Raw genomic sequence first — 20,867 nt, 5'->3', positions numbered from 1 at the left:
ATGTTGCCTGGGTCTGCGTCGACAGTGCTACCTGCCCGGCCCATCCAGGATTATTCTGTGCGGCATTCCATCTTCCACCAAGGAGCCGCCGATGCCGGACGCCGTGACCGGAAACACGACAGGCGATGCGCACGTGCTCGACCGGGTCGTCTGGAATGCGCTCGCGGGCCGGCAGCGCCGTTTTGCGCTCGGCGACGGCCGTGCGCGGCGGTTCCCGGCGGCCATCGCGCCGTTTGCCGCGATCGACGACACGAGCCCGGCGTCGTTCGACGCACTGCGCGGGCTGATCGCCGCACACGGGCCGGCGGCGCTCGTCACGCCGGACGAAATGGAGCCGCCGGCGGGACTGTCGGCGATTCGGCGCGCGACGTTGCTTCAAATGATTTGGCAACGGACGTTCGACCCGGCACACGAATCGGAACATGTTCCGCTCGGCGAAGCCGACGTGCCGGACATGCTCGCGCTGACCGCCGCCGCGCAGCCGGGCCCGTTCGGCCCGCGCACGTTCGAGCTCGGCCACTACATCGGCGTACGCAGCGAAGGCCGGCTGGCCGCGATGGCCGGCCAGCGGATGCAGGTGGACGGATTTACCGAGATCAGCGCCGTCTGCGTCGATGCCGCGTTTCGGCGGCAGGGGCTGGCGGCGCGGCTGATCCGGTCGTTGATCGCGACGATCGGTGCGCGTGCGGAAACGCCTTTCCTGCACGTCCTCACGACGAACCAGGTGGCGATCGAGCGCTATCTCGCGCTGGGTTTCGTCGTCCGTCGCGAGATGCACCTGCTGGTGCTGGAGGATGCGCACGCATGACGACACGGCCGGCGCGATTTACGCGCCGGCCGCTTGCGGTGCCTGGGGGTTTTTATGCGTCGGTCGACCGGATCAGGTTGCCGCGCAGCGTGACGATCGCCTTCTGCACTTTCGCGAACTCGTCCGGCTTCAGCCCGGTCGCTTCGACCAGGTTCATGTCGAGCCCTTTCTCGCGCACGCGGCGCCCGCTTTTCGTCAGGCTGACGAGCACCTGACGCTCGTCGGACGGATCGCGGTGCCGCTCCAGATAGCCCATTGCCTCGAGCTTCTTCAGGATCGGCGTCAGTGTGTTGGATTCGAGGAACAGTTTCTCGCCGAGCTGGCCGACGGTCTGGTTGTCCTGCTCCCACAGCGCAATGATCGTGATGTATTGCGTATACGTGAGGCCGAGCTCGTCGAGGATCGGCTTGTACGCCTTGCCGAACGCGAGGTTCGCCGAGTAGATTGCAAAGCACAGGAACTCGGACAGCTTCGGCGCGGCAGGCGACGGGGTTTCGGTCGGTTTCATGGACTTCCTCCAGCGACACGAACGGTCGCACACAACCGCATTATATATCGCATGCGATCTTATCGGAAGCATGATAATCGGGGCCGATCGGCTGACGCGCGAAGCGCTCAGCCCGGCTTGCGGCGCTTGCCGGTTTGCTGACGGCTCACCGACAGCAACGTGCACTGCACCGGATGCGCGATTTCGGTCGCGAGGCCGCCCGCGGCAAACAGCAGGATCATCAGCCAGCGTTTCATGCGTCCTCCACGACCGACAGGCTCGCGCCATCGGCGACCGTCGCGTCGAGCGCGTACGGATCGACGCCGTCGAGGCAACCGAGGTTGACGCGCCAGCAGGCCGGATCCTTGCGGGTCTGGTGAAACGGATAGACGCCGCAGCCGCTGCAGAAGTAGTGACGCGCGGTGTGCGTGTTGAAGCGATAGCACGTCAATGCGTCCTCGCCTTCGACGACTCTCAGATTGGCGGCGGCGAACATCGGGCTCATCAGCGCGCCGCGCCGGCGGCACAGGCTGCAGTTGCAGCGGATGGCCGGCGCAATGGCCGTCGTGACTTCGAATTTGACGGCCCCGCAATGGCAGGACCCCTTGAACCAGGTTGCAGACATGATGGACTCCGGAAGAGGTCATGCCTGCTTTATAGCGAACCCGCGCGCGGGCGGTGTATCGCACTGTATCGATGGTCGGCGCGGATACAGGACATTGCAAATCGGCGGCTCGTGCGGTCTGTCCAGCACGCGTTGTAACCGCTCGATTGCCGTGCGCGTGTTTCATGGAACGGCGTTCGTGCCGGCCGATTGAGCACGACCGTGTGGCCGTCGGCGGCGGTTGCGCCGGCGACCACGCAACCGGCGTCATGGTTTTCCCGGACCGCCGGATGGTGCGAGTGCCCATCGTTTTCGATACGCGCCCGCCCGCCACGCAGGCTGCAACGGCCTGCCGCGCGAATCCTGGCCACCGCGCGTGCCCTACCCTTTCTGCCCAGGAAACGAGGCTTGAGACATCCTCAATTATCACGTGCTGCCGATTTGCCCACCATGTGTTGGACGATCGGCACAGCCCGCATGGCCGGCGCTTGCGCGAGCCAGGCGATGCCTGTCGTCGCGCCGCGCGGCCGACGCGTTACGCCGGTCGCGAACGGCCAGAGCCCCGCGCCACCGCATATCGATAATCAGGAGACACCATGAACAGCCAATCCCTCGACCTCGACGGCCACGCGGGCGGACCCGCGTCCGCCCGACCGCCGGCCGCCTCCGCAGGCGCCGGCGTCGACGCAGCGGCCCTCCCCGGCCGCCGCGTCACGCTCGGCGATTTCATGGACGATCTGCCGGTCGGTGCGTTGCACCGATTCGTCGTCTGGGTGATCGGCATCGGGTTGTTCTTCGACATGTACGAGATCTTTCTCGTCAGTACGATCGGCTCCGCGTTGCAACACGAATACGGGCTGAGCCGGCAAAGCGCCGATTTCAAGCTGCTGCTGGCGTCCGCGTTCATCGGCATGTTCGTCGGCGCGATGTGCCTGGGCAGCCTGGCCGACCGTATCGGCCGGCGCAAGGCGTTCCTGCTCACGCTCGGGTGGTACAGCGCGTTCTCGCTGGTCGGTGCGTTTTCGGTGAACGCCGACATGCTCGTGGCATGCCGCTTCCTGACCGGCATCGGCGTCGGCGCGATCTATCCGGTCGCCGACAGCTTCCTGTCCGAAATCCTGCCGAAGGACAAGCGCGGCCGGCTCGCCGCGTGGGCCTATACGACTTCGTATGTCGCGGTGCCGCTCGTGGGCTTTCTCGCGCTGTGGCTGAACCCGCTGCATGTGGCGGGCGTCGCCGGCTGGCGCATCATTCTCGCGATCGGCAGCCTTGGCGCCGTGTACGTGCTGTTCGTCCAGCACCGGCTGCCGGAAAGTCCGCGCTGGCTGCTCGCGCAAGGCCGCACGGCCGACGCGCATGCGGCGCTGCGGCGTTTCGCGGAAAGCGCCGGCGTGCGCGTGCCCGAACACTTCGCGGAACCCACCGAACCGCAGCGGCCGCTCGGGCTGGGCGAGCGCATCGCGCTGCTGCGCCGCCAACCGTATGGCGCGCGCTACCTGATGCTCGCAATCTTTCACCTGTTCCAGGGTTTCGGCTATTACGGGTTCGGCACGCTGGCCGGCACGGTCGTGAAGAGCCGCGGCTTCGACGTGACGGACAGCACGCTGTTCATCGCACTATCGTTCATCGGCTACCCGATCGGCTCGCTGTTGTCGATTCCGCTGCTCAACTGGATCGAGCGCCGCACGCTCGTGATCGTATCGATCCTGTCGATCGCGGTGTTCGGGCTGTGCTTCGCGTATTCGGGCAATACCGTGCTGATCGTCGGCTTCGGGTTCCTGACGACGTGCGCGTCGAACGTGTTCAGCAACGCGTATCACGTGTACCAGGCCGAGATCTTCCCGGCGCGCGTGCGCTCGACTGCGATCGGCAGCACCTATGCGCTGTCGCGCATCGTCAGCGGCGCGCTGCCGTTCGTGTTGCTGCCGGTGCTCGTCAATTACGGCGCGGGCGCGATGTTCGGCGTGATCTCGGCCGCGCTCGGGATCGTCGCCGTCACGCTGCGCGTGCTGGGGCCGCTGACCACGCGGCGCAGCCAGGATGAGATCAATCCGGTTTGACGCGGCGATCGGCGCGGAGCGCACGGGCGCATGCCCGTGCGCCGCCGCTTCATCGCACCCCTCGCATTCACCGCGCCGACATGAAATCGAACAGCTTCGCGACGTCGGTCGTCAGCACCGTGTCGGCTTTCACGCCGACCCACAGCGTGCGCGTCGCCCACGTATCGTCGAGCGTCACGACACCGAGCCGCGCCGCGCGCTCGCGGGTCACCGCGTCGCGCGGCAGCACGCCGATGCCTAGGCCGGCCTCGATCATCCGGCTCACGCCGTCGAAATTCGATACCTGGATCCGCAGCTTCAGCGAGCGCTCGGCCGCGAACGCGGCGTCGGTCATCCGTGCGAGCAGCGAGCTGCCGTCGCTCAATCCCACGTAATCCTCGTCGAGCGTATCCGCGAAGCGGATGCTGTCCCGCGCGGCGAACCGGTGCGTGCGCGGCACGAGCAGCACGAGCTCGTCGCGCCGGTACAGCCGCCGGTCGATGCCGGGCGCCGGCACGTTGTCGGCGAATACGCCGAGATCGGCCTTGCCCGACGCGAGCGCGTCGACGATCTCGTGGCTCAGCCGCTCCTCGAGACTGACCTTGATGCCGGGGTTGTCGGTGAGGAACGCGGCAAGATCGGCGGGCAGGAACTGCACGATCGCGGACGTGTTGGTCCACACGTGGATATGGCCGCGCACGCCGGCGACGTAGTCGCTCATCTCGTGCGCCATCCGGTTCACTTGCTCGATCACTTTCGCCGCATGATCGAGCAGCGCGCGCCCCGCGGGCGTCAGCTCGACGCCGCGCGCATGCCGGACGAACAGCGCGCTGCCGGTCACGCTTTCGAGTTCGGCGATGCGCTTGCTGACCGCGGACAGCGTGAGCTGGCCGTGTTCGGCGGCCCGCGTCAGGCTGCCGTGCTCGGCGACGAGCGCGAACACGCGCAGCGACTGCAGATCGAAATGAAGCGGGTTCACCATGTCGGGATCCTGGAGGGCCGTGCGGATACGCGGTCAGCGCGCCGGCCTGACGCCGATCATACGCCGGGCCTTGCGCGGGCGATACGCACGATATGGCGCGGGCTATCGCGGCGCGATTGCGCGCAATGCGGCGAGCATCGCGCCGTCCGGCGTCGCGAGATCGTCGAGCACCGCGAAGTGCTGCATGCCGGGCAGCCACGCGCGGGCGATCCGCTCGCCGGCGGCTTCACATGCCGTCGCGTATTCGTCCGCTTGCCGGATGAGTTCGGGCAGTTCGGCGTCGCCGACCGCGACGACGATCGGTGCGCCCGGTCCGACATGACGCAACGGGCTGTACGCGTCGACCTCCCGCGCGGTGAGCTGCAGCTTGTCGTTCAGGCAGCACAGCGCGATCGGTTCGAGATCGACGAGCGGGCTGATCGCGAGTGCCGACACGACGGCCGGATGTGCGCGATGCATGGCCGTCAGGTGGCCGCCCGCCGAATGGCCGCTCAGGTGGATCGGCCGCCCCGCGGTGCCGAGGCCGTCGGGGTCGGCCGCGAGATGGTCGAGCAGCGCGCCGATCTCGCCGACGATATCGGTCATCGTCGCGACCGGCGCGAGCGTGTATTCGGCCAGCACGACGTCGTAGCCGCACGCAAGCGGCCCGCTCGCCGCATACGCGAAATCCTCCTTCGTGCAGTGTTGCCAGTAGCCGCCGTGGACGAACACGAACAGCGGCGCGTCGGGCTGCCCGCACGGCAGCCAGTCGAAGCGCTGCGCGGGTTGCGCACCGTAACGCAGGTCGCGGCGGCCGGGCGTCGCAGCGTACAGCGCCGCGCTGCGCGCCTGGCATGACGCGAGCAACGCGGGGAAATCGGGAACAGCCTTCGTGTTCAGGTAGGCGGCGTCGAGCGCCGCGCGGTCCATGCCGCGATAGAGGATCGTCATTCGGGAAGCGCCTTGGATCGGGTTGCGGATGCGCGCGGCCGGTTTGTCCGTGCGCGCGGCGAAGGCGACGGCCGGGCCGGCGCCGTTGCACCATTATCCGCAGCGCGGCCGCGCACGGCTATCCGGAATCGGCGGCCGCGGCGCGGGCCTGTCCGATTTCGGCGAAGGACTGTTGCGCCGCGCGCACGGCGTGCCGGCGCCCTGCGCGGGCGGCCGGACCCGGCAGGTCAGATCGGCTCGGCGATTTCGATCAGGTTCAGGTCGGGATCGCGCACGTAGACCGAACGGATCTTCTGCGTCGCGCCCGTGCGTTCGACGGGCCCTTCGACGATCGGCCAGTCGACGCGCCGCAGGTGCGCGATCACGTCGTCGAGCGGGACCGACGCGATGAAGCACAGATCGAGCGCACCCGGCGCCGGCAGGTGCGCTTTCGGCTCGAATTCCGCGCCACGTACGTGCAGGTTGATCTTCTGGTGACCGAAACGGAACGCGAGCCGGCCCGCGCCGAAGGTTTCGAGCTGCATCTGCAGCACCTCGGTGTAGAAATGCTTCGTCCGCTCCGGATCGACGCAGGTCAGCACGAGATGATCGAGGTGGTCGATCAGCGCCATGGCATTCGCTCCTGTTTCTGTTGACGTTCACGAGAAAGCGCGCTGCGCGGGCATGTCGCCGGCGTCGGCGCGCGGCGGCGGATGAAGGTCCGAGCGGCGCCCGGCCTTCAGGAGCTGGCTTGGCACGTCATGCCCGATCAGCGCGGGCAGCCGCGCCGCCGCGGCGAGCACGGCCGCGAGGTCGATGCCCGTATCGTAGCCGTCGAGTTCGAGCATGTGCACGAGCTCCTCGGTGCACGCGTTGCCGGTCGCGCCCGGCGCATACGGGCAGCCGCCGAGCCCGCCGAGCGACGCATCGAAGCGGTCGATGCCGGCGTCGAGCGCCGCGAGCGTGTTCGCGAGCGCCATCCCGCGCGTGTTGTGGAAGTGCAGCGTGAGCTGCAACGCGCGGAAGCGCTCGCGTGCGCGGCGGGACAAATCGCGCACCTGCGACGGAAACGCCATGCCCGTCGTGTCGCACAGCGTGAAGCCGTGCACGCCGAGGTCCGCGAAGCGCTGCATCCACGCGAGCACCGTTTCGGCCGGCACGTCGCCTTCCATCGGGCAGCCCATCGCGGTCGACAGCGACACGTTGATCGCCACCCCCGTGCCGCGCACCGCGTCGATCACGTCGCGCAACTGCGCGAACGACTGCTCGCGCGTCATCCGCAGGTTCGCGCGGTTGTGGCTCTCGCTCATCGACATCACGAGGTTGACCTCGTCGACGCCGCACGACAGCGCGCGCTCGGCGCCGCGCACGTTCGGCACGAGCACCGTATAGACGACGCCCGGCGCGCGCGCGATGCCGTGCATCACGGCCTCCGCGTCGCGCAGCGCGGGAATCGCCTTCGGCGACGTGAACGACGTGACCTCGATTTTCGCGTAGCCACAGGCGCTCAGCGCGTCGACGAGCGCAATCTTGTCGTCGGTGTCGACGAACGCCGCTTCGTTCTGGAAACCGTCGCGGGTCGCGACTTCGTGGATATGGAGTCGTTGCGGATGGCAGGTCATGTCTTCGTCCCGGTGGTTGTTTCAGATCACGCCGCGCGTGCGCCAGTCGTCGCGGGTCGCCGCATCGATGCCGAGCGATTCGAGTACCGCATCGGTATCCGCGCCGAGCGCGGGCGCCGGCCGCTCGATGCGCCCGGGCGTCGCGTCGAGTTTCGGCACGATGCCCGGCACGAGCACGGGTGTGCCGTCGGGCAGCGCGGCGTCGACGATCATGTCGCGCGCTCGGTAGTGCGGATCGGCCGCGATGTCGGCCACGTCGTAGATGCGCCCGGACGGAATGCGTGCATCGTTCAGCGCGGCGAGCACGTCGTCGAGGTCGTGGCGCGCGCTCCACTCGCCGATCGCCGCATCGATGCGCGCGACCTGCGCGACGCGCCCGTCGTTGTGCGCGAGCGCCGGATCGTTGCCGAGATCGGGCCGCCCGATCAGTTCCATCAGGCGCCGGAAGATGCTGTCGCCGTTGCCGGCGATCAGCGCGTACCGGCCGTCGCGGCAGCGGTACGCGTTGGTCGGTGCGATGCCCGGCAGGCTGCTGCCGGCCGGCTCGCGCACCGCGCCGAACGCCGCATATTCGGGCAGCAGGCTTTCCATCATGTTGAACACCGATTCGTACAGCGCGACGTCGACGACCTGGCCGTTGCCGCCCTGCCGTTCGCGATGGCGCAACGCGAGCAGCACGCCGATCACGCCGTGCAGCGCCGACAGCGAATCGCCGAGCGAGATGCCGACGCGTACCGGCGTGCGGCCCGGCTCGCCGGTCAGGTGGCGCAGGCCGCCCATCGCCTCGGCGATCACGCCGAAGCCGGGGCGGTCGCGATACGGGCCCGTCTGGCCGAAGCCCGACACGCGCAGCATCACGAGCCCGGGGTTGATCGCGGACAGCGCGTCCCAGCCGAGCCCCCAGCCTTCGAGCGTGCCGGGCCGGAAGTTTTCGATCAGCACGTCGGTGTCGGCGACGAGGCGGCGCACGACGTCCTGCCCTTCGGGCGTGCGCAGGTCGAGCGTGAGCGAGGCCTTGTTACGCGACTGCGCGGCCCACCAGACCGACGTGCCGTCGTGCAGCAGCCGCCATTTGCGCAGCGGATCGCCGACGCCGGGCGGCTCGACCTTGATGACGTCTGCGCCGAATTCGGCGAGCATCCGGCCCGCGAACGGCCCGGCGATCAGTTGGCCAAGCTCCAGCACGCGGATGCCGTCCAGGGGGCGTGTCATAACTGTCTCCGATGAAATCGTGTTGTCGACGACAGCGATCATGACGGCGTTCGCGCACCGCGAAAATCGATCGATGGTCAACCAGCCTTTCCGGAACGGAAAGGGATGCGACGGCGCGAGTGCATTGTCGGCTGCGTGTGGGTAGCCAGCCTTTCCATACCGGAAAGCGCGCTCGCGCAACGGTCAAACGACGGCACGCGCGGCGCCCGCAGAATCGGATCCGTTCCGCGCCACCGGGCGCCTGTCAGCGAGACCCGCCATGTTTTCCGTTTCCTCTCCCGCGAAGATCGTGTTGCTCGACCGCGCGACGCTGTCGCCGCAGACCGTGCTGAAGCCGTTTCCGTTTCCGCACGTGGCGCAGACGTTCGACCGGACGGCCGCGCACGAAGTCGCGGCGCGCATCCGCGATGCGGACATCGTCGTGACGAACAAGGTGCGGCTCGACGCGACAATCCTCGCCGACGCGCGGCGGTTGCGGATGATCGCGATCGCCGCGACCGGCACCGATATCGTCGATCTCGATACATGTGCGGCACGGGGAATCGTCGTGAGCAATATTCGCGGCTATGCGGTGCGTACGGTGCCCGAGCACGCGTTCGCGCTGATCTTCGCGCTGCGCCGCAGCCTCGTCGCGTACCGCGACGCGGTACGCGACGGACGCTGGCTCGCCAGCGGGCAGTTCTGCTTCTTCGATCATCCGATTCGCGACCTGGCCGGTTCGACGCTCGGGATCGTCGGCGACGGCGTGCTCGGGCGTGCGGTGGCCGCCATCGCGCGGGCGCTCGACATGCGCGTGCTGTTCGCCGCGCACGACGACGCGGCAGGCGACGGTTATGCGCCGCTCGACACGCTGCTGCGCGTGAGCGACGTGATCACGCTGCATTGCCCGCTCACGCCCGCGACGCGGCATCTGATCGACGCACACGCGTTCGCGCGGATGGCGCGCCGGCCGCTGCTGATCAATACCGCGCGCGGCGGCCTCGTGGACGAAAGCGCGCTCGTCGAGGCGTTGCAGTCGGGACGGATCGCGGGCGCGGGGTTCGACGTGGTCACGCAGGAGCCGCTGCCGGCTGCGCATCCGTTTCACGCGATCCTGTCGCATCCGGCGTTCATCCTGACACCCCATGTCGCATGGGCCAGTGACGAAGCAATGCAGGCGCTGGCCGATCAACTCGTGGACAACGTCGCCGCGTTCGTCGCTGGCGAGCCGCGGCATGTCGTGTGACACGCGCAAACGGAACGGCCCCGCTCGATTGCTCGAAGCGGGGCCGGCGGAATGCGGGGCTGCCGACGGCAGCGACGCGGCACGTATCGGAGTCGTGCATTCGCGCTGTCTTGCGGCGGGTTTCCGAATACGTAACGAGACTGCTTCAGGGCATTCAGACCGGCAGTGACGTCGCGCAAGTCCGAAAAGCGGAAAGCCGGTTCAGTAAGCGGACATCTCGACGCAAGGGTCGACCTTGGACGGCGAGCAGATGGCCGAGTACTTGGCGCTCTCGCGCATCAGCGCTTCGCCTTCGTGCAGCGCGATCTTGATCTCGGGGTGACGTTCGTACGCGAGGAAGGCCGAGCACACGACGGCGGACATCACGACGAGGGAAAACACAAATTTTTCAAGGGTTTGGAAGCGTTCAGGCATGGTATGACCTTTCTCTCATGCGTGAAATTATACCTTGAGATAAGGGTTTTCCCTATACCCCTGCCCACATACCGAGGATGCGTTCAAACGAGATAGGCGCAGCGCTCGCGCCCTTTTTATCGGGAAAAGCAGCAGTGCGGCCCGCACAAGCGCAGCCGCCTGGAGGATGCAGGAGAAGAAGGCTGCCGCCGGCGCGTCACTGCGGCGCCGACGCGCCGCTCGCCGCATTGCCCGGCCAAGCCTTGCCGATATGGTCGATCAGCGACTTCGCGGTGCCGGTCACGAGCGCCGCGTCGACGCCCGACGTCTGCCATGAGCCGTCGGCCGCCTTCACGAAGGTGAGGTTCGCGCGCGACGGCGAGTAATCGGCGTTGCGCCACGTGACCACGACGTCGCACGAGTACGTCCGATTGCCGAGCTTCTTGCAGTCGCCGTCCGGTTTCGCCGACACGACGTCGGCCGACACGGGCAACGGCTGGCCGAACAGCGCGTTCAGCCCGCCATGGTTCTCCGCTTCGAGCGCGCGGCGCACGGCGGCGTCGACGTCGCTCGACCCGGGACCGTCGTGGAGCAGATTGCAGGCGGCCAGCAGCGTCGAGGCGCCGGCGAGTGTCAGCAGCGTTTGAAACTTCATGGATATCCGTCGATCGGGTGAACGCCGCGTAGTCTGCAACGTCCGCGTGTCGTGCGCGGTATCCATTTGTAACCAATTGCACGGTTGCCCGACAGGCTGCCGGCCCGCGCGATCGTGCGGCGCCTCGCCTACAGCCGCTCCTGCTTCACGCGGCTCACGAGCTGGGTCGGACTGACGAACTGCAGCGCGATCACGACCCACACGAGCGTGATGGCCATGTAGATCATCGCCATCGCGTCGATCGACTGCGGCGCGCGCACGCCGGTCGAGAACACCGCGTAATACAGCGCAACGACGAGCGTCTGCGTGCTCGGGCCGGCGGTGAAGAACGTCAGTTCGAACATCCCGATCGTGCGCACCAGCACGAGCAGCCCGGCCGCGAGCATGCCGGGCACGAGCAGCGGCAGCAGCACGTAGCGGAAATAGCGCGACGTGTTCGCGCCGAAGATGCGCGCGGCGGCTTCGAGATTCGGGTCGATCTGCTCGATGAACGGCGTCATCACGAGGATCACGAACGGCAGCGCCGGCACGAGGTTCGCGAGGATCACGCCCGGCAGCGTGCCCGCGAGCCCGATCTTGTACATCACGGTCGCCATCGGAATCCCGTAGGTGACGGGCGGCACCATCAGCGGCAGCAGGAACACCAGCAGCGCGAAACGCTTGCCGCGAAACTGCACGCGCGCGAGCGCATACGCGGCCGGCACGCCGAGCGCGATCGACAGCAGCACGACCGCGCCGACGACCTCGACGGTCACCCACAGCACGCTCGCGAGCTGGAAGTCTTCCCACGCCTTCGCATACCAGTGCAGCGTGAAGCCCTGCGGCAACGGCGTGCCGAACCAGCGCGTCGCGACCGAGTTCACCGCGACGGTCGCGATCAGCAGCATCACGTTCAGCAGGAAGAACGTCATCAGCCCCCAGACGAGCGCTCTCCAGGCGCGGCCGGCGAGATGGCTTTTCATCCGGTGTGGCTCCCTTGCATCGACGGGCCGCGCACCGGGCGCGTCGTGCTTCGGCGGCCACGTGCGAGCGGCATGATTGTCGGTCGCCATCAGCCCTTGCCCCCGGTGACCGCACCCGTATAGAAGAAGCGGCGCGCGCCGAGCATCGACGCGACCACCAGCAGCTGCACGAAGCCCATCACGATCGCGATCGCCGACGCGAGCGAATAGTCGTAGCTCTCGAACGCGGCTTCGGCCGCCGCGATCGAGATCACGCGCGTCGGGCCGGCCGGCGCGCCGAGCAGCACGGCCGACGGGAACACCGAGAACGCCTGCACGAACGACAGGCATGCGGCCATCGCGAGCCCCGGCACGAGCAGCGGCAGGTAGATCCGCCGGAACTGCTGCCACGGGTTCGCGCCGAGCGTCGCGGCCGCGCGCGCGAGCGTCGGGTCGATGCCGCTGATGTACGACAGCATCAGCAGGAACGCGAACGGAAAACCCGACACGATCAGCGACAGCAGCACGCCCCAGTAGTTGTGCGTGAGGCGCACTTCGTCGGTGTACAGGCGCAGCCCCTGCAGCGCCTGCGGAAACCAGCCGTTCGGCCCGAAATACGTGAGCATCCCGTCGGCGACGAGCACCGTGCCGAGCGTGACGGGAATCACGAGCAGCGTCGTGACGAACTTCTGGTACGGCGAATTGCGGCGCAGCGCGAACGCGACGGGCACCGCGATGCCGACGTTGAGCAGCGTCGCCGGCACCGCGAGCTTCAGCGTGACGAGCACGGTCGGCCACATCGCGGTGTCGGTGAAGAACTGCACGTAGTTCGCGAGCGCGCCGCCGCCGTTCGTCGGCTGGAACGACAGCACGAGGCCATACGCGAACGGATAGATGAACAGCGCGGCGATGAACGCGAGCGCCGGTGCGACGAGCCAGGCTTTCGCGTCGCGCGGCGCGCCGCCGGTCGCGAGCGTGCTCATGCGGCCTCCGGACGAGGTACCCCCGCGCATGCCGATTGGTGCAGCCCGTTCATTGCGCGTCTCCCGCATAGACGAGCGTGCGCGCCGGCGGCACGCGCAGCCGCAGCGCCTCGCCTTGCGCGAACTCGCCGGCCACGCGCGCCCAGATCGCGCCGAACGGCGTGATCGCGCGGATCAGCGAGTCGCGGCCGCCGTACTCGACCGTCTCGACGGTCGCGTCGAACGCATTGTCGGCACCCGCTTCCGCGCGCTCGATGTCGTCGGGGCGCAGCGCGATCACGACTTCCTTCGCGTCGAAGCCGGCCATCGGCACACCGACGAGGCGCACGCCACCGGCTGTCACTCGAACGCCGTCGCCGGCCATCCCTTCGAGCGTGAACGGCAGCACGTTGCGATAGCCCATGAAACGCGCGACGTGCAGATTGTGCGGGCGCGTGTAGACGTCCTTCGGCGACGCGACCTGCTGCACGACGCCCTCCTTCATCACGACGATGCGGTCGGCCATCGACAGCGCCTCGTCCTGGTCGTGCGTCACGTAGATCGTCGCGCGTTCGAGTTGCGTGTGGATGCGGCGGATCTCCGCACGCATCTCGATGCGCAGTTTGGTGTCGAGGTTCGACAGCGGCTCGTCCATCAGCACGAGCGGCGGCTCGATCACGATCGCGCGCGCGATCGCGACACGCTGCTGCTGCCCGCCCGACAATTGCCCGGGCAGCTTGCCTTCGTGACCGACCAGCTGCACGAGTTCGAGCGCCTGCTGTGCGCGCCGCCGCGTTTCCTGCTTCGCCACGCCGCGCATCTTGAGGCCGAAGCCGACGTTGTCGAGCACCGACATGTGCGGAAACAGCGCGTAGTTCTGGAACACCATCCCGAAGCCGCGACGCTCGGGCGGCAGCACGTCGATGCGCGTGTCGTCGAGCCAGATACCCCCCCGCGTGAGCGGCTGCAGCCCGGCGATGCAGTTCAGCGCGGTCGATTTGCCGCAACCCGACGGGCCCAGCAGCGCGATGAATTCGCCGCGCCCGATCTCGAGGTCGAGGCCGTTCAGCGCGGCGACCTGCGCGCCTTCCGCATTGGTGAAACTGCGGCACACGCCGTCGAGCCGCAACCGTTCGAAACTGTGCTTCATTCCACGAACTCCATCGACGCGGGCGCCGCGACGCCCGCCGGTTCAGCCGTCATTTCGACTTCTGCGAACCGATCTCGCGATCCCATTTCTGGAACGCGGCGACCATCGCCTGCGCGTTGAGCGGCTGCACGTGCGGGCGATCGGCGAGCAGCTTCGCGTATTCGGGGCGGCCGAATTTCCTGATCACTTCCTGGCTGTGCGCGGGCGCCATCTCGAGCGTCACGCCCTTCACCGCCGGGCCCGGATAGAAGTAGCCGTCGTCGTAGGTCATCGCCTGCTGCGCGGGCTCGAGCAGGAAATTCATCAGCTTGAACAGCACGTCTAGCTTTTCCTTCGGCACGCCCTTCGGGATCACCATGTAGTGCGCGTCGTTCACCCACGTCATGTTGTCGAACGCCTGGACCCTGAATTCGGCCGGCACGATCCCGAGCGCGCGCGGGTTGAGATCCCAGCCGGTGACGGTCACGGTCATGTCGCGCGTGCCTTCGCCGAGCTCCTTCATCACCGCCGACGTGCCGCCCGGGTAATACGGCACGCAGTCGTTCAACTGTTTCAGGAACGCCCAGGTCTTGTCCCAGCCGTTGATCGGGTCCTGCGGATTCTTGTCGCCGAGCACGTACGGCAGCCCCATCAGGAATGTGCGGCCGGGGCCGGAGTTCGCCGGGCGCGCATAGATCAGCTTGTTCGGATGCGCCTTGCACCACGCGAGCAACTGGTCGGGCGTCTTCGGCGGGTCGCTGACCTTCGCCGGGTTGTATTCGAGCAGCGGGCCGGCCGGCATGTAGGTCACTTCGAGGCCGAAGCCCTGCGCGAGATCCTGCATCTTGCGCGGGCCGGGCGCGTACTTGTCCAGCACGCCGGGAAGCGCGGCCGCGTTGTCGGGCAGGAGCTTCTGCCACAGGTTCTGTTCGATGCCGGCGGCCAGTGCGTCGGTGCCCGTCAGCACCAGATCGATATCGGAGCGCCCCGCCGCCTGCATCGCCTTGATCTTGCCCGGCAACTGCGGCGCGGGTGCGTTCGTGAACGTGACGCTCGCGACGAGCCCCGGATTCTTCTCCTTGAACGCCTCGATGGCCTTCTGCGTCAACTGCAGGTTGCCTGCGACGTCGACGATGTTCAGCGACACGGGGGCGGCAACGGCGGCGGCCGACAGCGCGAAGCCCAGGGCGAGTGCGATCCGGCGGACGCGGCGAGCGATCGGGGTGGTGTTCATGTCTCCTCACTTCGGTCGATGGAAGGGACCTTTCTTGTCAGGAAATCATGACGGCGTTATACGATGTCGGTCAACAAAAAACCACGGGATGCGGGGCGGGACTTTCCCTGACAAAAAGCTTCCGTTGGTTGATGAATTGCATTGGGGTCGATTTTGCCGGCGGTTGCGCCATCGCCTGACACGTCGTGTAGGACGTCGTATCTCGGTGGAAGACGGAACGCGTCGGACCGTATGCTGTCCGGCGGCCGGCGGAGCCGTGGTGCTTGCCGTGTCTTGCGGCATCGTGAGCGACGCCGGGCACGGCTATCGCGCCGGACGACCGACCCCTGCATCGATTCCCCGGATCGGCTACAGTGGGCGCTTTCGGCGCGCTCCGCCCTGCCGCCGCGAACCGTGCACGAGCGCGGCGGCACGGGCGCAGCGCGGATCATTCACTTCGACGAGCGAACCTTCATGCCCGATCTGTCCGCCTTCCCGATCACGCAAAAGTGGCCGGCCCAGCATCCCGACCGTCTCCAGCTCTACTCGCTGCCGACGCCGAACGGCGTCAAGGTGTCGATCATGCTCGAGGAAACCGGCCTGCCGTACGAGCCGCACCTCGTGCGCTTCGACACGAACGACCAGTTGTCGCCCGAATTCCTGTCGCTGAACCCGAACAACAAGATCCCGGCGATCATCGATCCGAACGGCCCCGACGGCCAGCCGCTGCCGCTGTTCGAATCGGGCGCGATCCTGATCTATCTCGCGGACAAGACGGGCCAGCTGATCCCGAAAGATCTCGCGGGCCGCTACGAGACGATCCAGTGGGTGATGTTCCAGATGGGCGGCATCGGGCCGATGTTCGGCCAGGTCGGCTTCTTCCACAAGTTCGCCGGCCGCGATTACGAGGACAAGCGTCCGCGCGACCGCTACGTCGCCGAATCGAAGCGCCTGCTCGGCGTGCTCGACGCGCATCTCGCGAACCGCCAGTGGATGATGGGCGATACCTACACGATCGCCGACATCGCGATCTTCCCGTGGGTGCGCAACCTGGTCGGCTTCTACGAGGCGGGTGATCTGGTCGGATTCGGTGAATTCCGGCACGTCAAGCGGGTGCTCGACGCGTTTGTTGCGCGGCCGGCTGTCGAGCGAGGGCTCAATATTCCGGCACGGGGCTGAGTGACGGGGCGGCAGCGGGCATGCCGCCCGAGCCACGCTCGAGCCAGCCCACCGCAATGCGCGGTGGGCATTTTCTGCTCATCGCGAATTGTCGGGGACCGCTGGAAGACTGTCGGTGCTCGGCCAATCGCCGTCATACACGTCGTTGCTGCTTCGGAAATTCAAACGACGAATTTCCGCCCGTGAGCGGCCCTTTGCCTCGCACGAATCCTCGGATTGCCCGCCATGTTCGCACGCTCCGCGTGTGCCCGATCAGAACGCAGAGCGGATCGTGCCACCATCTACGCGGATCGTGGCGCCGCTCACGTAATCGGCATAGTGGCTTGCGAGATAAGCAACCGCGGCCGCGATCTCTTCGGGACGACCAAGACGGCCGACGTCGTTGGGCACCATGTCGCGAACGAAGCCACGCTCGATCTCCTCCCACGTTTGGCCCCATCCGTGCTGCGGAGCAATGTGCTCGAGCAGTTCCCGGACGGCAGGCACGAGAATCGCGCCCGGCGCCACGATATTCGAGGTCACGCCGGAGTCCTTGAGGTCGCGGGCCAGCGATACAGCGAGGTTGTGCCTGGCGGCAAGCGACGCGTTGTAGTCAGGCTGCATGGGGACCGGCTGACCGGCGAGCCCACCGCCGATCTGAATTACGCGGCCCCACCCACGCTCGCGCATCGCTGGCACCAGCCGCTGGATCATGCGCACGGCGGACAGTACGTTGACCTCATAGCTCTCCATCCACTTGTCGGGTAGGGCCGTGTTCCAGGTCAGATGGTGATAATAGCCGGCGTTATTGACCAGGATGTCGATGGCTCCCCCTTCGGTCGCCTGGGCAACCACGGCATTGGCGCCCGCATCGCTTGCAAGGTCGCCCAGTGCGACTTCGGCATGGCCGCCCGCCGCTGTGATCGCTGCCGCGACCGCCGCTGCGCGATCACCGCTGCGGCCATGAACGACCACCGTTGCACCTTCCGCCGCGAGCATCTTGGCAATCGCCTCACCGAGTCCGGCCGTCGATCCCGTCACCAGCGCACGCTTTCCCCTCAGATTCAAATCCATGAGTGTTTTCCCTTGATCACCGTAAACTTATACAATCGTATACTTTTATGTTCAAAAAATCTACGGGTGTTTGATTAATGAAAACGCTGGGCAAGAAAGGCGCGGCTACGCGCGAGGCGATCCTCGCAGCCGCGCGACAGGCATTTACGCAGTCGGGCTACGATGTCGGCGTGCGCGAGATCGCTGAGAAGGCGGGCGTCACCGCGATGCTCGTGAATCGTTATTTCGGGTCCAAGGAACAGTTGTTCGAGGAGGTAGTCGACGTGGTACTGTCGGCGCCGGGCATCCTCACTCGGGAAGTGATGACCAACGCGCCTGACGTATCGACACTATGCCGCGATGTCGCTGCCGCGCTCGTGGCGAAGACAGCACCGGACATCACCTCGATGGACGGGTTTCTGATCATGCTGCGGTCGGCCAACAACAGGCAGGCTACCGCCATTCTGCGCAGCAAGTTCGAAACGCACTTCGCCCGACCGTTAAGCGAGCTGCTGCCCGGCGAAGCAACCTCGCAGCGGGCCGCGATGTTTCTCGCGGTCATTGCCGGCTTCCAGGTCATGCGGCAGGTCGTCGAGATGGCCGCATTGGCGCAAGCAAAACCGGATCAGCTGGAGCGACAACTACAGGCGCTCTTTGAGTTGCTGATTATCGAAACTCCGATCAAGGACTTGGCGGGCTGAAGTGTTGCGAAAGGGCATTGCAAATATTGCCTAATGGCGGGTATGGCGTTGGTTGAGCCGTCCGCGCGCAAAAGCCGGACTGACCGCAACGGGTCGGCAAGCGACGTCCACGAAAATTCCGAAGAGCTTTTTTGCCCGCCGCGTACGTTTCCATCACGCAGTCTTCAACGCGGCGTCTCCCCCTCCTCTTCAGGCGCCCCAGCGTCCAGCCCCGCCAACAGTTTTCCCAGCAAGTGCGACAACTGCGCCTGTTCCGCCGCCGACAACACAGCCAGCACCGCACGCTGGTTATCGATATGCGCAACAACCGCTTCGTCGATCAGCGCTCGCCCGGCATCCGTCAGCGCGACCAGCGTGCCGCGCCCGTCGGCCGGATTCGGCCGGCGCTCGACCCAGCCGGCCTTCTGCAGCCGGTCGATGCGCGCGGTCATTCCGCCCGACGACATCATCAGCGCGTCGTACAGCGCGGTCGGCGTCAGCGCGAACGGCGCGCCGCTGCGCCGCAGCGTCGCGAGCACGTCGAATTCGCCCGGCTGCATGCCGTAGCGCGCGAATAGCGGATTGAGACGGTCGCGCGCGATCACGAGCGCGGCTTCCTGCAACCGCCCCATCACCACCATCGACGTTGCGTCGAGATCCGGACGCTCGGCGCGCCATTGCGCGAGCGCATGCTCGGCTCGATCCATTAACCCTCCTCGGTCTACCAGTTATCTTGACGTCGAGACAAATCTGCATTTATCTTGATGTCGAGATACTTTACCTGAAAAACGCGCGGCGCCTTGCTGGCAGCCGCGCACCGATATCGAGGGCCTTGCGATGAATCGCTTCACTTCCCCCGGATGGCGGCTCGCCGCGATCGTGCTCGTCGGGCTGAACCTGCGGCCGGCGCTCGCGGCGATCGGCCCGCTGCTCGACATGATCCAGCGCGCAACGGGTATCGGCGACGGCGCGGCCAGCCTGCTGACGACGATTCCGATCCTGCTGATGGGGCTCGGCGCGCTGAGCGCGCGGCGCCTGCAGCGCATGACCGGGATCGCGGGCGGCGTGTGGCTCGGCGTCGCGTTGATCGGGCTGGCTTGCGCATCGCGCGTCGGTGCGCAGCACGCATGGCTGCTGCTCGCGAGCGCGTGCTGCGCGGGTGTCGGGATCGCGATGGTGCAGGCGCTGTTGCCCGGCTTCGTGAAGGCGCATTTCGCGACGCGCATCGGCGGCGCGATGGGCGTCTATTCGACGTCGATCATGGGTGGCGCGGTGCTCGCGAGCGTCGTCGCGCCGTTCGCCGCCGCGCGCTGGGGCTGGCTCGCCGCGCTCGCGGGCTGGGCGCTGCCGGCGGCGCTCGCCGCGCTGGCCTGGCCGCTGGCGAGCCGTGGCGGCGACGCGCTTGCCGGCGGGCCGGCGTCGGTATCGAATGCACGGCCGTTGCGCTCGCCGCGCGCATGGCGGCTCGCGCTGTTCTTCGGCATCGCGACCGGCGCTTACACGCTCGTGCTCGCGTGGCTGCCGCCGTACTACATGCGGCTCGGCTGGTCGCCGACCGCGGCCGGCAGCCTGCTCGGCGGCGTGACGCTCGCGGAAGTCGTCGCGGGGCTGACGATTTCCGCGACCATCGATCGCCTGCCCGATCGCCGGCCCGCGCTGCATGCGGCGATCGCGTCGCTGTTCGTCGGCTTGCTGGTGATGCTGGCCGCGCCCGACGCGCTCGCGTTGCCTGCCGCGCTGCTGCTCGGCGCGGGGATCGGCGCGCTGTTTCCGCTGTCGCTGATCGTCACGGTCGACCATGCGGCCACGCCGGCCGATGCCGCGTCGCTGACGGGGTTCGTGCAGGGTGTCGGCTACCTGGTGGCGGGCGTGTTCCCATTCGCGGCCGGCCTGGTGCGCGAGCATCTCGCGGACCTGACGCCCGCGTGGATCGCGATGGCGTGCCTGTGCGCGGTGCTGTTCGTGCTCGCGGCCGGGTTTCCACCGAAGCTGGCGCGGCACGTCGCGCGGGCCTGAGCGACGCCGCGGGCCAGCGGCGCTGGCGCGCGTGCGTCAGCCCGCGCTCGCGTACAGCGTCGAATCCGCGAACCCTTCGGCGTCGAGCACGCGCCCGATCAGGATCAGCGCGGTGCGCTCGATCTGCGTGCCCTGCACCTTGCCGACGATGTCGCCCAGCGTGCCCGTCACGCGTTCCTCGTCGGGCCAGCTCGCGCGATAGATCACGGCCACCGGGCAAGCGGCGCCGTAATGCGGCAGCACTTCGTCGACGATGCGCGCGAGATGACGCACGCCGAGATGGATCGCGAGCGTCGCGCGATGCGCTGCGAGCGCGCCGAGCGCTTCGCCTTCCGGCATCGTCGTCTTGCCCGCGAAGCGCGTGAGGATCACCGTCTGCGCGACGCCGGGCAGCGTCAGCTCGACGCCGAGCGTCGCCGCGCACGCGGCCGTGGCCGTCACGCCCGGCACGATTTCGTACGGAATCCCGAGCGCTTTCAGGCGGCGGATCTGCTCGCCGATCGCGCCGTACAGCGACGGGTCGCCCGAATGCACGCGCGCGACGTCCTGCCCTTTCGCGTGCGCGGCGGCAAGCAGCGCGACGATCGCATCGAGGTCGAGCTCGGCCGTGTTGACGACCTGCTCCGCGCAATGACCGTCGAGCACGGCGGCCGGCACGAGCGAGCCCGCATACAGGATCACCGGGCACGTGCGCACGAGGCGCTGGCCTTTCACCGTGATCAGCTCCGGGTCGCCGGGGCCCGCGCCGATGAAGTACACCGTCATCGAAAATTCTCCGT

The 20,867-nt window shown here is 67.4% G+C and carries 23 protein-coding genes; 6 read left to right on the top strand and 17 right to left on the bottom strand.

The window, feature by feature from the left end; all coding sequences use genetic code 11:
• The first annotated feature begins 91 nt into the window (after positions 1 to 91).
• On the top strand, positions 92 to 808 hold the full coding sequence (locus tag A9Z05_RS26655) for a GNAT family N-acetyltransferase (protein ID WP_069620742.1): 717 nt from the start codon (positions 92 to 94) through the stop codon (positions 806 to 808).
• Between the two features lie 52 nt (positions 809 to 860).
• Here the strand turns inward: A9Z05_RS26655 and A9Z05_RS26650 are convergent, their stop codons facing one another.
• From A9Z05_RS26650 to A9Z05_RS26645, 3 genes are all read right to left on the bottom strand, one after another.
• Entirely contained in the window at positions 861 to 1,316 is a 456-nt protein-coding gene (locus A9Z05_RS26650; RefSeq protein WP_050012664.1) for a MarR family winged helix-turn-helix transcriptional regulator, read from the bottom strand.
• 107 nt (positions 1,317 to 1,423) lie between these two features.
• The gene (locus A9Z05_RS38025) at positions 1,424 to 1,552 is read right to left on the bottom strand and encodes a hypothetical protein (RefSeq protein ID WP_256122098.1); all 129 of its coding nucleotides are present in this window, start codon (positions 1,550 to 1,552) and stop codon (positions 1,424 to 1,426) included.
• The gene (locus A9Z05_RS26645; RefSeq protein ID WP_069620741.1) at positions 1,549 to 1,920 is read right to left on the bottom strand and encodes a GFA family protein; all 372 of its coding nucleotides are present in this window, start codon (positions 1,918 to 1,920) and stop codon (positions 1,549 to 1,551) included. Before A9Z05_RS26645 ends, A9Z05_RS38025 begins: the two co-directional genes overlap by 4 nt.
• Positions 1,921 to 2,495: 575 nt before the next feature.
• Between A9Z05_RS26645 and A9Z05_RS26640 the strand changes: the two genes are divergently transcribed.
• The gene (locus tag A9Z05_RS26640; RefSeq protein ID WP_069620740.1) at positions 2,496 to 3,959 is read left to right on the top strand and encodes an MFS transporter; all 1,464 of its coding nucleotides are present in this window, start codon (positions 2,496 to 2,498) and stop codon (positions 3,957 to 3,959) included.
• A gap of 67 nt (positions 3,960 to 4,026) precedes the next feature.
• On the opposite strand, the gene A9Z05_RS26635 is transcribed toward A9Z05_RS26640, so the two are convergent.
• The 5 genes from A9Z05_RS26635 to A9Z05_RS26615 all read right to left on the bottom strand — a co-directional run bounded on the left by A9Z05_RS26635 (position 4,027) and on the right by A9Z05_RS26615 (position 8,663).
• Positions 4,027 to 4,920 (bottom strand): LysR family transcriptional regulator, encoded by an 894-nt coding sequence (locus A9Z05_RS26635; RefSeq protein ID WP_069620739.1) that lies wholly within the window; start codon positions 4,918 to 4,920, stop codon positions 4,027 to 4,029.
• Positions 4,921 to 5,022: 102 nt separating this feature from the next.
• A complete protein-coding gene (locus A9Z05_RS26630; RefSeq protein WP_069620738.1) occupies positions 5,023 to 5,850 on the bottom strand; it encodes an alpha/beta hydrolase in 828 nt (275 codons plus the stop codon).
• Between the two features lie 227 nt (positions 5,851 to 6,077).
• Positions 6,078 to 6,461 (bottom strand): VOC family protein, encoded by a 384-nt coding sequence (locus tag A9Z05_RS26625; protein WP_069620737.1) that lies wholly within the window; start codon positions 6,459 to 6,461, stop codon positions 6,078 to 6,080.
• Positions 6,462 to 6,488: 27 nt separating this feature from the next.
• Positions 6,489 to 7,451, bottom strand: a complete 963-nt coding sequence (locus A9Z05_RS26620) for a hydroxymethylglutaryl-CoA lyase (protein ID WP_069620736.1) — start codon at positions 7,449 to 7,451, stop codon at positions 6,489 to 6,491.
• Between the two features lie 21 nt (positions 7,452 to 7,472).
• Positions 7,473 to 8,663 (bottom strand): CaiB/BaiF CoA-transferase family protein, encoded by a 1,191-nt coding sequence (locus A9Z05_RS26615; protein WP_069620735.1) that lies wholly within the window; start codon positions 8,661 to 8,663, stop codon positions 7,473 to 7,475.
• A gap of 259 nt (positions 8,664 to 8,922) precedes the next feature.
• Here A9Z05_RS26615 and A9Z05_RS26610 point away from each other — a divergent pair, with 259 nt between their 5' ends.
• A complete protein-coding gene (locus tag A9Z05_RS26610; RefSeq protein WP_069620734.1) occupies positions 8,923 to 9,888 on the top strand; it encodes a D-2-hydroxyacid dehydrogenase in 966 nt (321 codons plus the stop codon).
• 201 nt (positions 9,889 to 10,089) lie between these two features.
• Here A9Z05_RS26610 and A9Z05_RS26605 read toward each other — a convergent pair whose 3' ends face one another.
• The 6 genes from A9Z05_RS26605 to A9Z05_RS26580 all read right to left on the bottom strand — a co-directional run bounded on the left by A9Z05_RS26605 (position 10,090) and on the right by A9Z05_RS26580 (position 15,202).
• Positions 10,090 to 10,302, bottom strand: a complete 213-nt coding sequence (locus tag A9Z05_RS26605) for a hypothetical protein (protein ID WP_069256690.1) — start codon at positions 10,300 to 10,302, stop codon at positions 10,090 to 10,092.
• A gap of 196 nt (positions 10,303 to 10,498) precedes the next feature.
• Entirely contained in the window at positions 10,499 to 10,936 is a 438-nt protein-coding gene (locus A9Z05_RS26600) for a hypothetical protein (RefSeq protein WP_069620733.1), read from the bottom strand.
• A 128-nt stretch (positions 10,937 to 11,064) separates the two neighbouring features.
• Positions 11,065 to 11,988: an ABC transporter permease gene (locus tag A9Z05_RS26595; protein WP_069620732.1), complete on the bottom strand. Its 924-nt coding sequence runs from the start codon at positions 11,986 to 11,988 to the stop codon at positions 11,065 to 11,067.
• A complete protein-coding gene (locus A9Z05_RS26590; protein WP_069620731.1) occupies positions 11,988 to 12,860 on the bottom strand; it encodes an ABC transporter permease in 873 nt (290 codons plus the stop codon). Before A9Z05_RS26590 ends, A9Z05_RS26595 begins: the two co-directional genes overlap by 1 nt.
• A 49-nt stretch (positions 12,861 to 12,909) precedes the next feature.
• Entirely contained in the window at positions 12,910 to 13,989 is a 1,080-nt protein-coding gene (locus tag A9Z05_RS26585; RefSeq protein ID WP_069620730.1) for an ABC transporter ATP-binding protein, read from the bottom strand.
• Positions 13,990 to 14,038: 49 nt separating this feature from the next.
• Complete coding sequence (locus tag A9Z05_RS26580) at positions 14,039 to 15,202, bottom strand: ABC transporter substrate-binding protein (RefSeq protein ID WP_069620729.1); 1,164 nt, start codon at positions 15,200 to 15,202, stop codon at positions 14,039 to 14,041.
• A 453-nt stretch (positions 15,203 to 15,655) separates the two neighbouring features.
• Between A9Z05_RS26580 and A9Z05_RS26575 the strand changes: the two genes are divergently transcribed.
• A complete protein-coding gene (locus A9Z05_RS26575; RefSeq protein ID WP_069620755.1) occupies positions 15,656 to 16,360 on the top strand; it encodes a glutathione S-transferase N-terminal domain-containing protein in 705 nt (234 codons plus the stop codon).
• 252 nt (positions 16,361 to 16,612) lie between these two features.
• On the opposite strand, the gene A9Z05_RS26570 is transcribed toward A9Z05_RS26575, so the two are convergent.
• Positions 16,613 to 17,413, bottom strand: coding sequence for an SDR family NAD(P)-dependent oxidoreductase (locus A9Z05_RS26570; protein ID WP_069620728.1), 801 nt, complete (start codon positions 17,411 to 17,413; stop codon positions 16,613 to 16,615).
• A gap of 77 nt (positions 17,414 to 17,490) precedes the next feature.
• Here A9Z05_RS26570 and A9Z05_RS26565 point away from each other — a divergent pair, with 77 nt between their 5' ends.
• Positions 17,491 to 18,093, top strand: a complete 603-nt coding sequence (locus A9Z05_RS26565) for a TetR/AcrR family transcriptional regulator (protein WP_069620727.1) — start codon at positions 17,491 to 17,493, stop codon at positions 18,091 to 18,093.
• 164 nt (positions 18,094 to 18,257) lie between these two features.
• On the opposite strand, the gene A9Z05_RS26560 is transcribed toward A9Z05_RS26565, so the two are convergent.
• Positions 18,258 to 18,779: a MarR family winged helix-turn-helix transcriptional regulator gene (locus A9Z05_RS26560; RefSeq protein WP_069620726.1), complete on the bottom strand. Its 522-nt coding sequence runs from the start codon at positions 18,777 to 18,779 to the stop codon at positions 18,258 to 18,260.
• 130 nt (positions 18,780 to 18,909) lie between these two features.
• Here A9Z05_RS26560 and A9Z05_RS26555 point away from each other — a divergent pair, with 130 nt between their 5' ends.
• A complete protein-coding gene (locus tag A9Z05_RS26555) occupies positions 18,910 to 20,088 on the top strand; it encodes an MFS transporter (RefSeq protein ID WP_069620725.1) in 1,179 nt (392 codons plus the stop codon).
• Positions 20,089 to 20,124: 36 nt separating this feature from the next.
• Here A9Z05_RS26555 and cobM read toward each other — a convergent pair whose 3' ends face one another.
• Complete coding sequence (gene cobM, locus A9Z05_RS26550; protein ID WP_069620724.1) at positions 20,125 to 20,853, bottom strand: precorrin-4 C(11)-methyltransferase; 729 nt, start codon at positions 20,851 to 20,853, stop codon at positions 20,125 to 20,127.
• Positions 20,854 to 20,867: the final 14 nt, after the last annotated feature.

This window comes from Burkholderia sp. A2 (assembly GCF_001729305.1).
In the GTDB taxonomy this organism is placed as follows: domain Bacteria; phylum Pseudomonadota; class Gammaproteobacteria; order Burkholderiales; family Burkholderiaceae; genus Burkholderia; species Burkholderia sola.
This window is presented reverse-complemented; position numbering and strand designations above follow the sequence as displayed.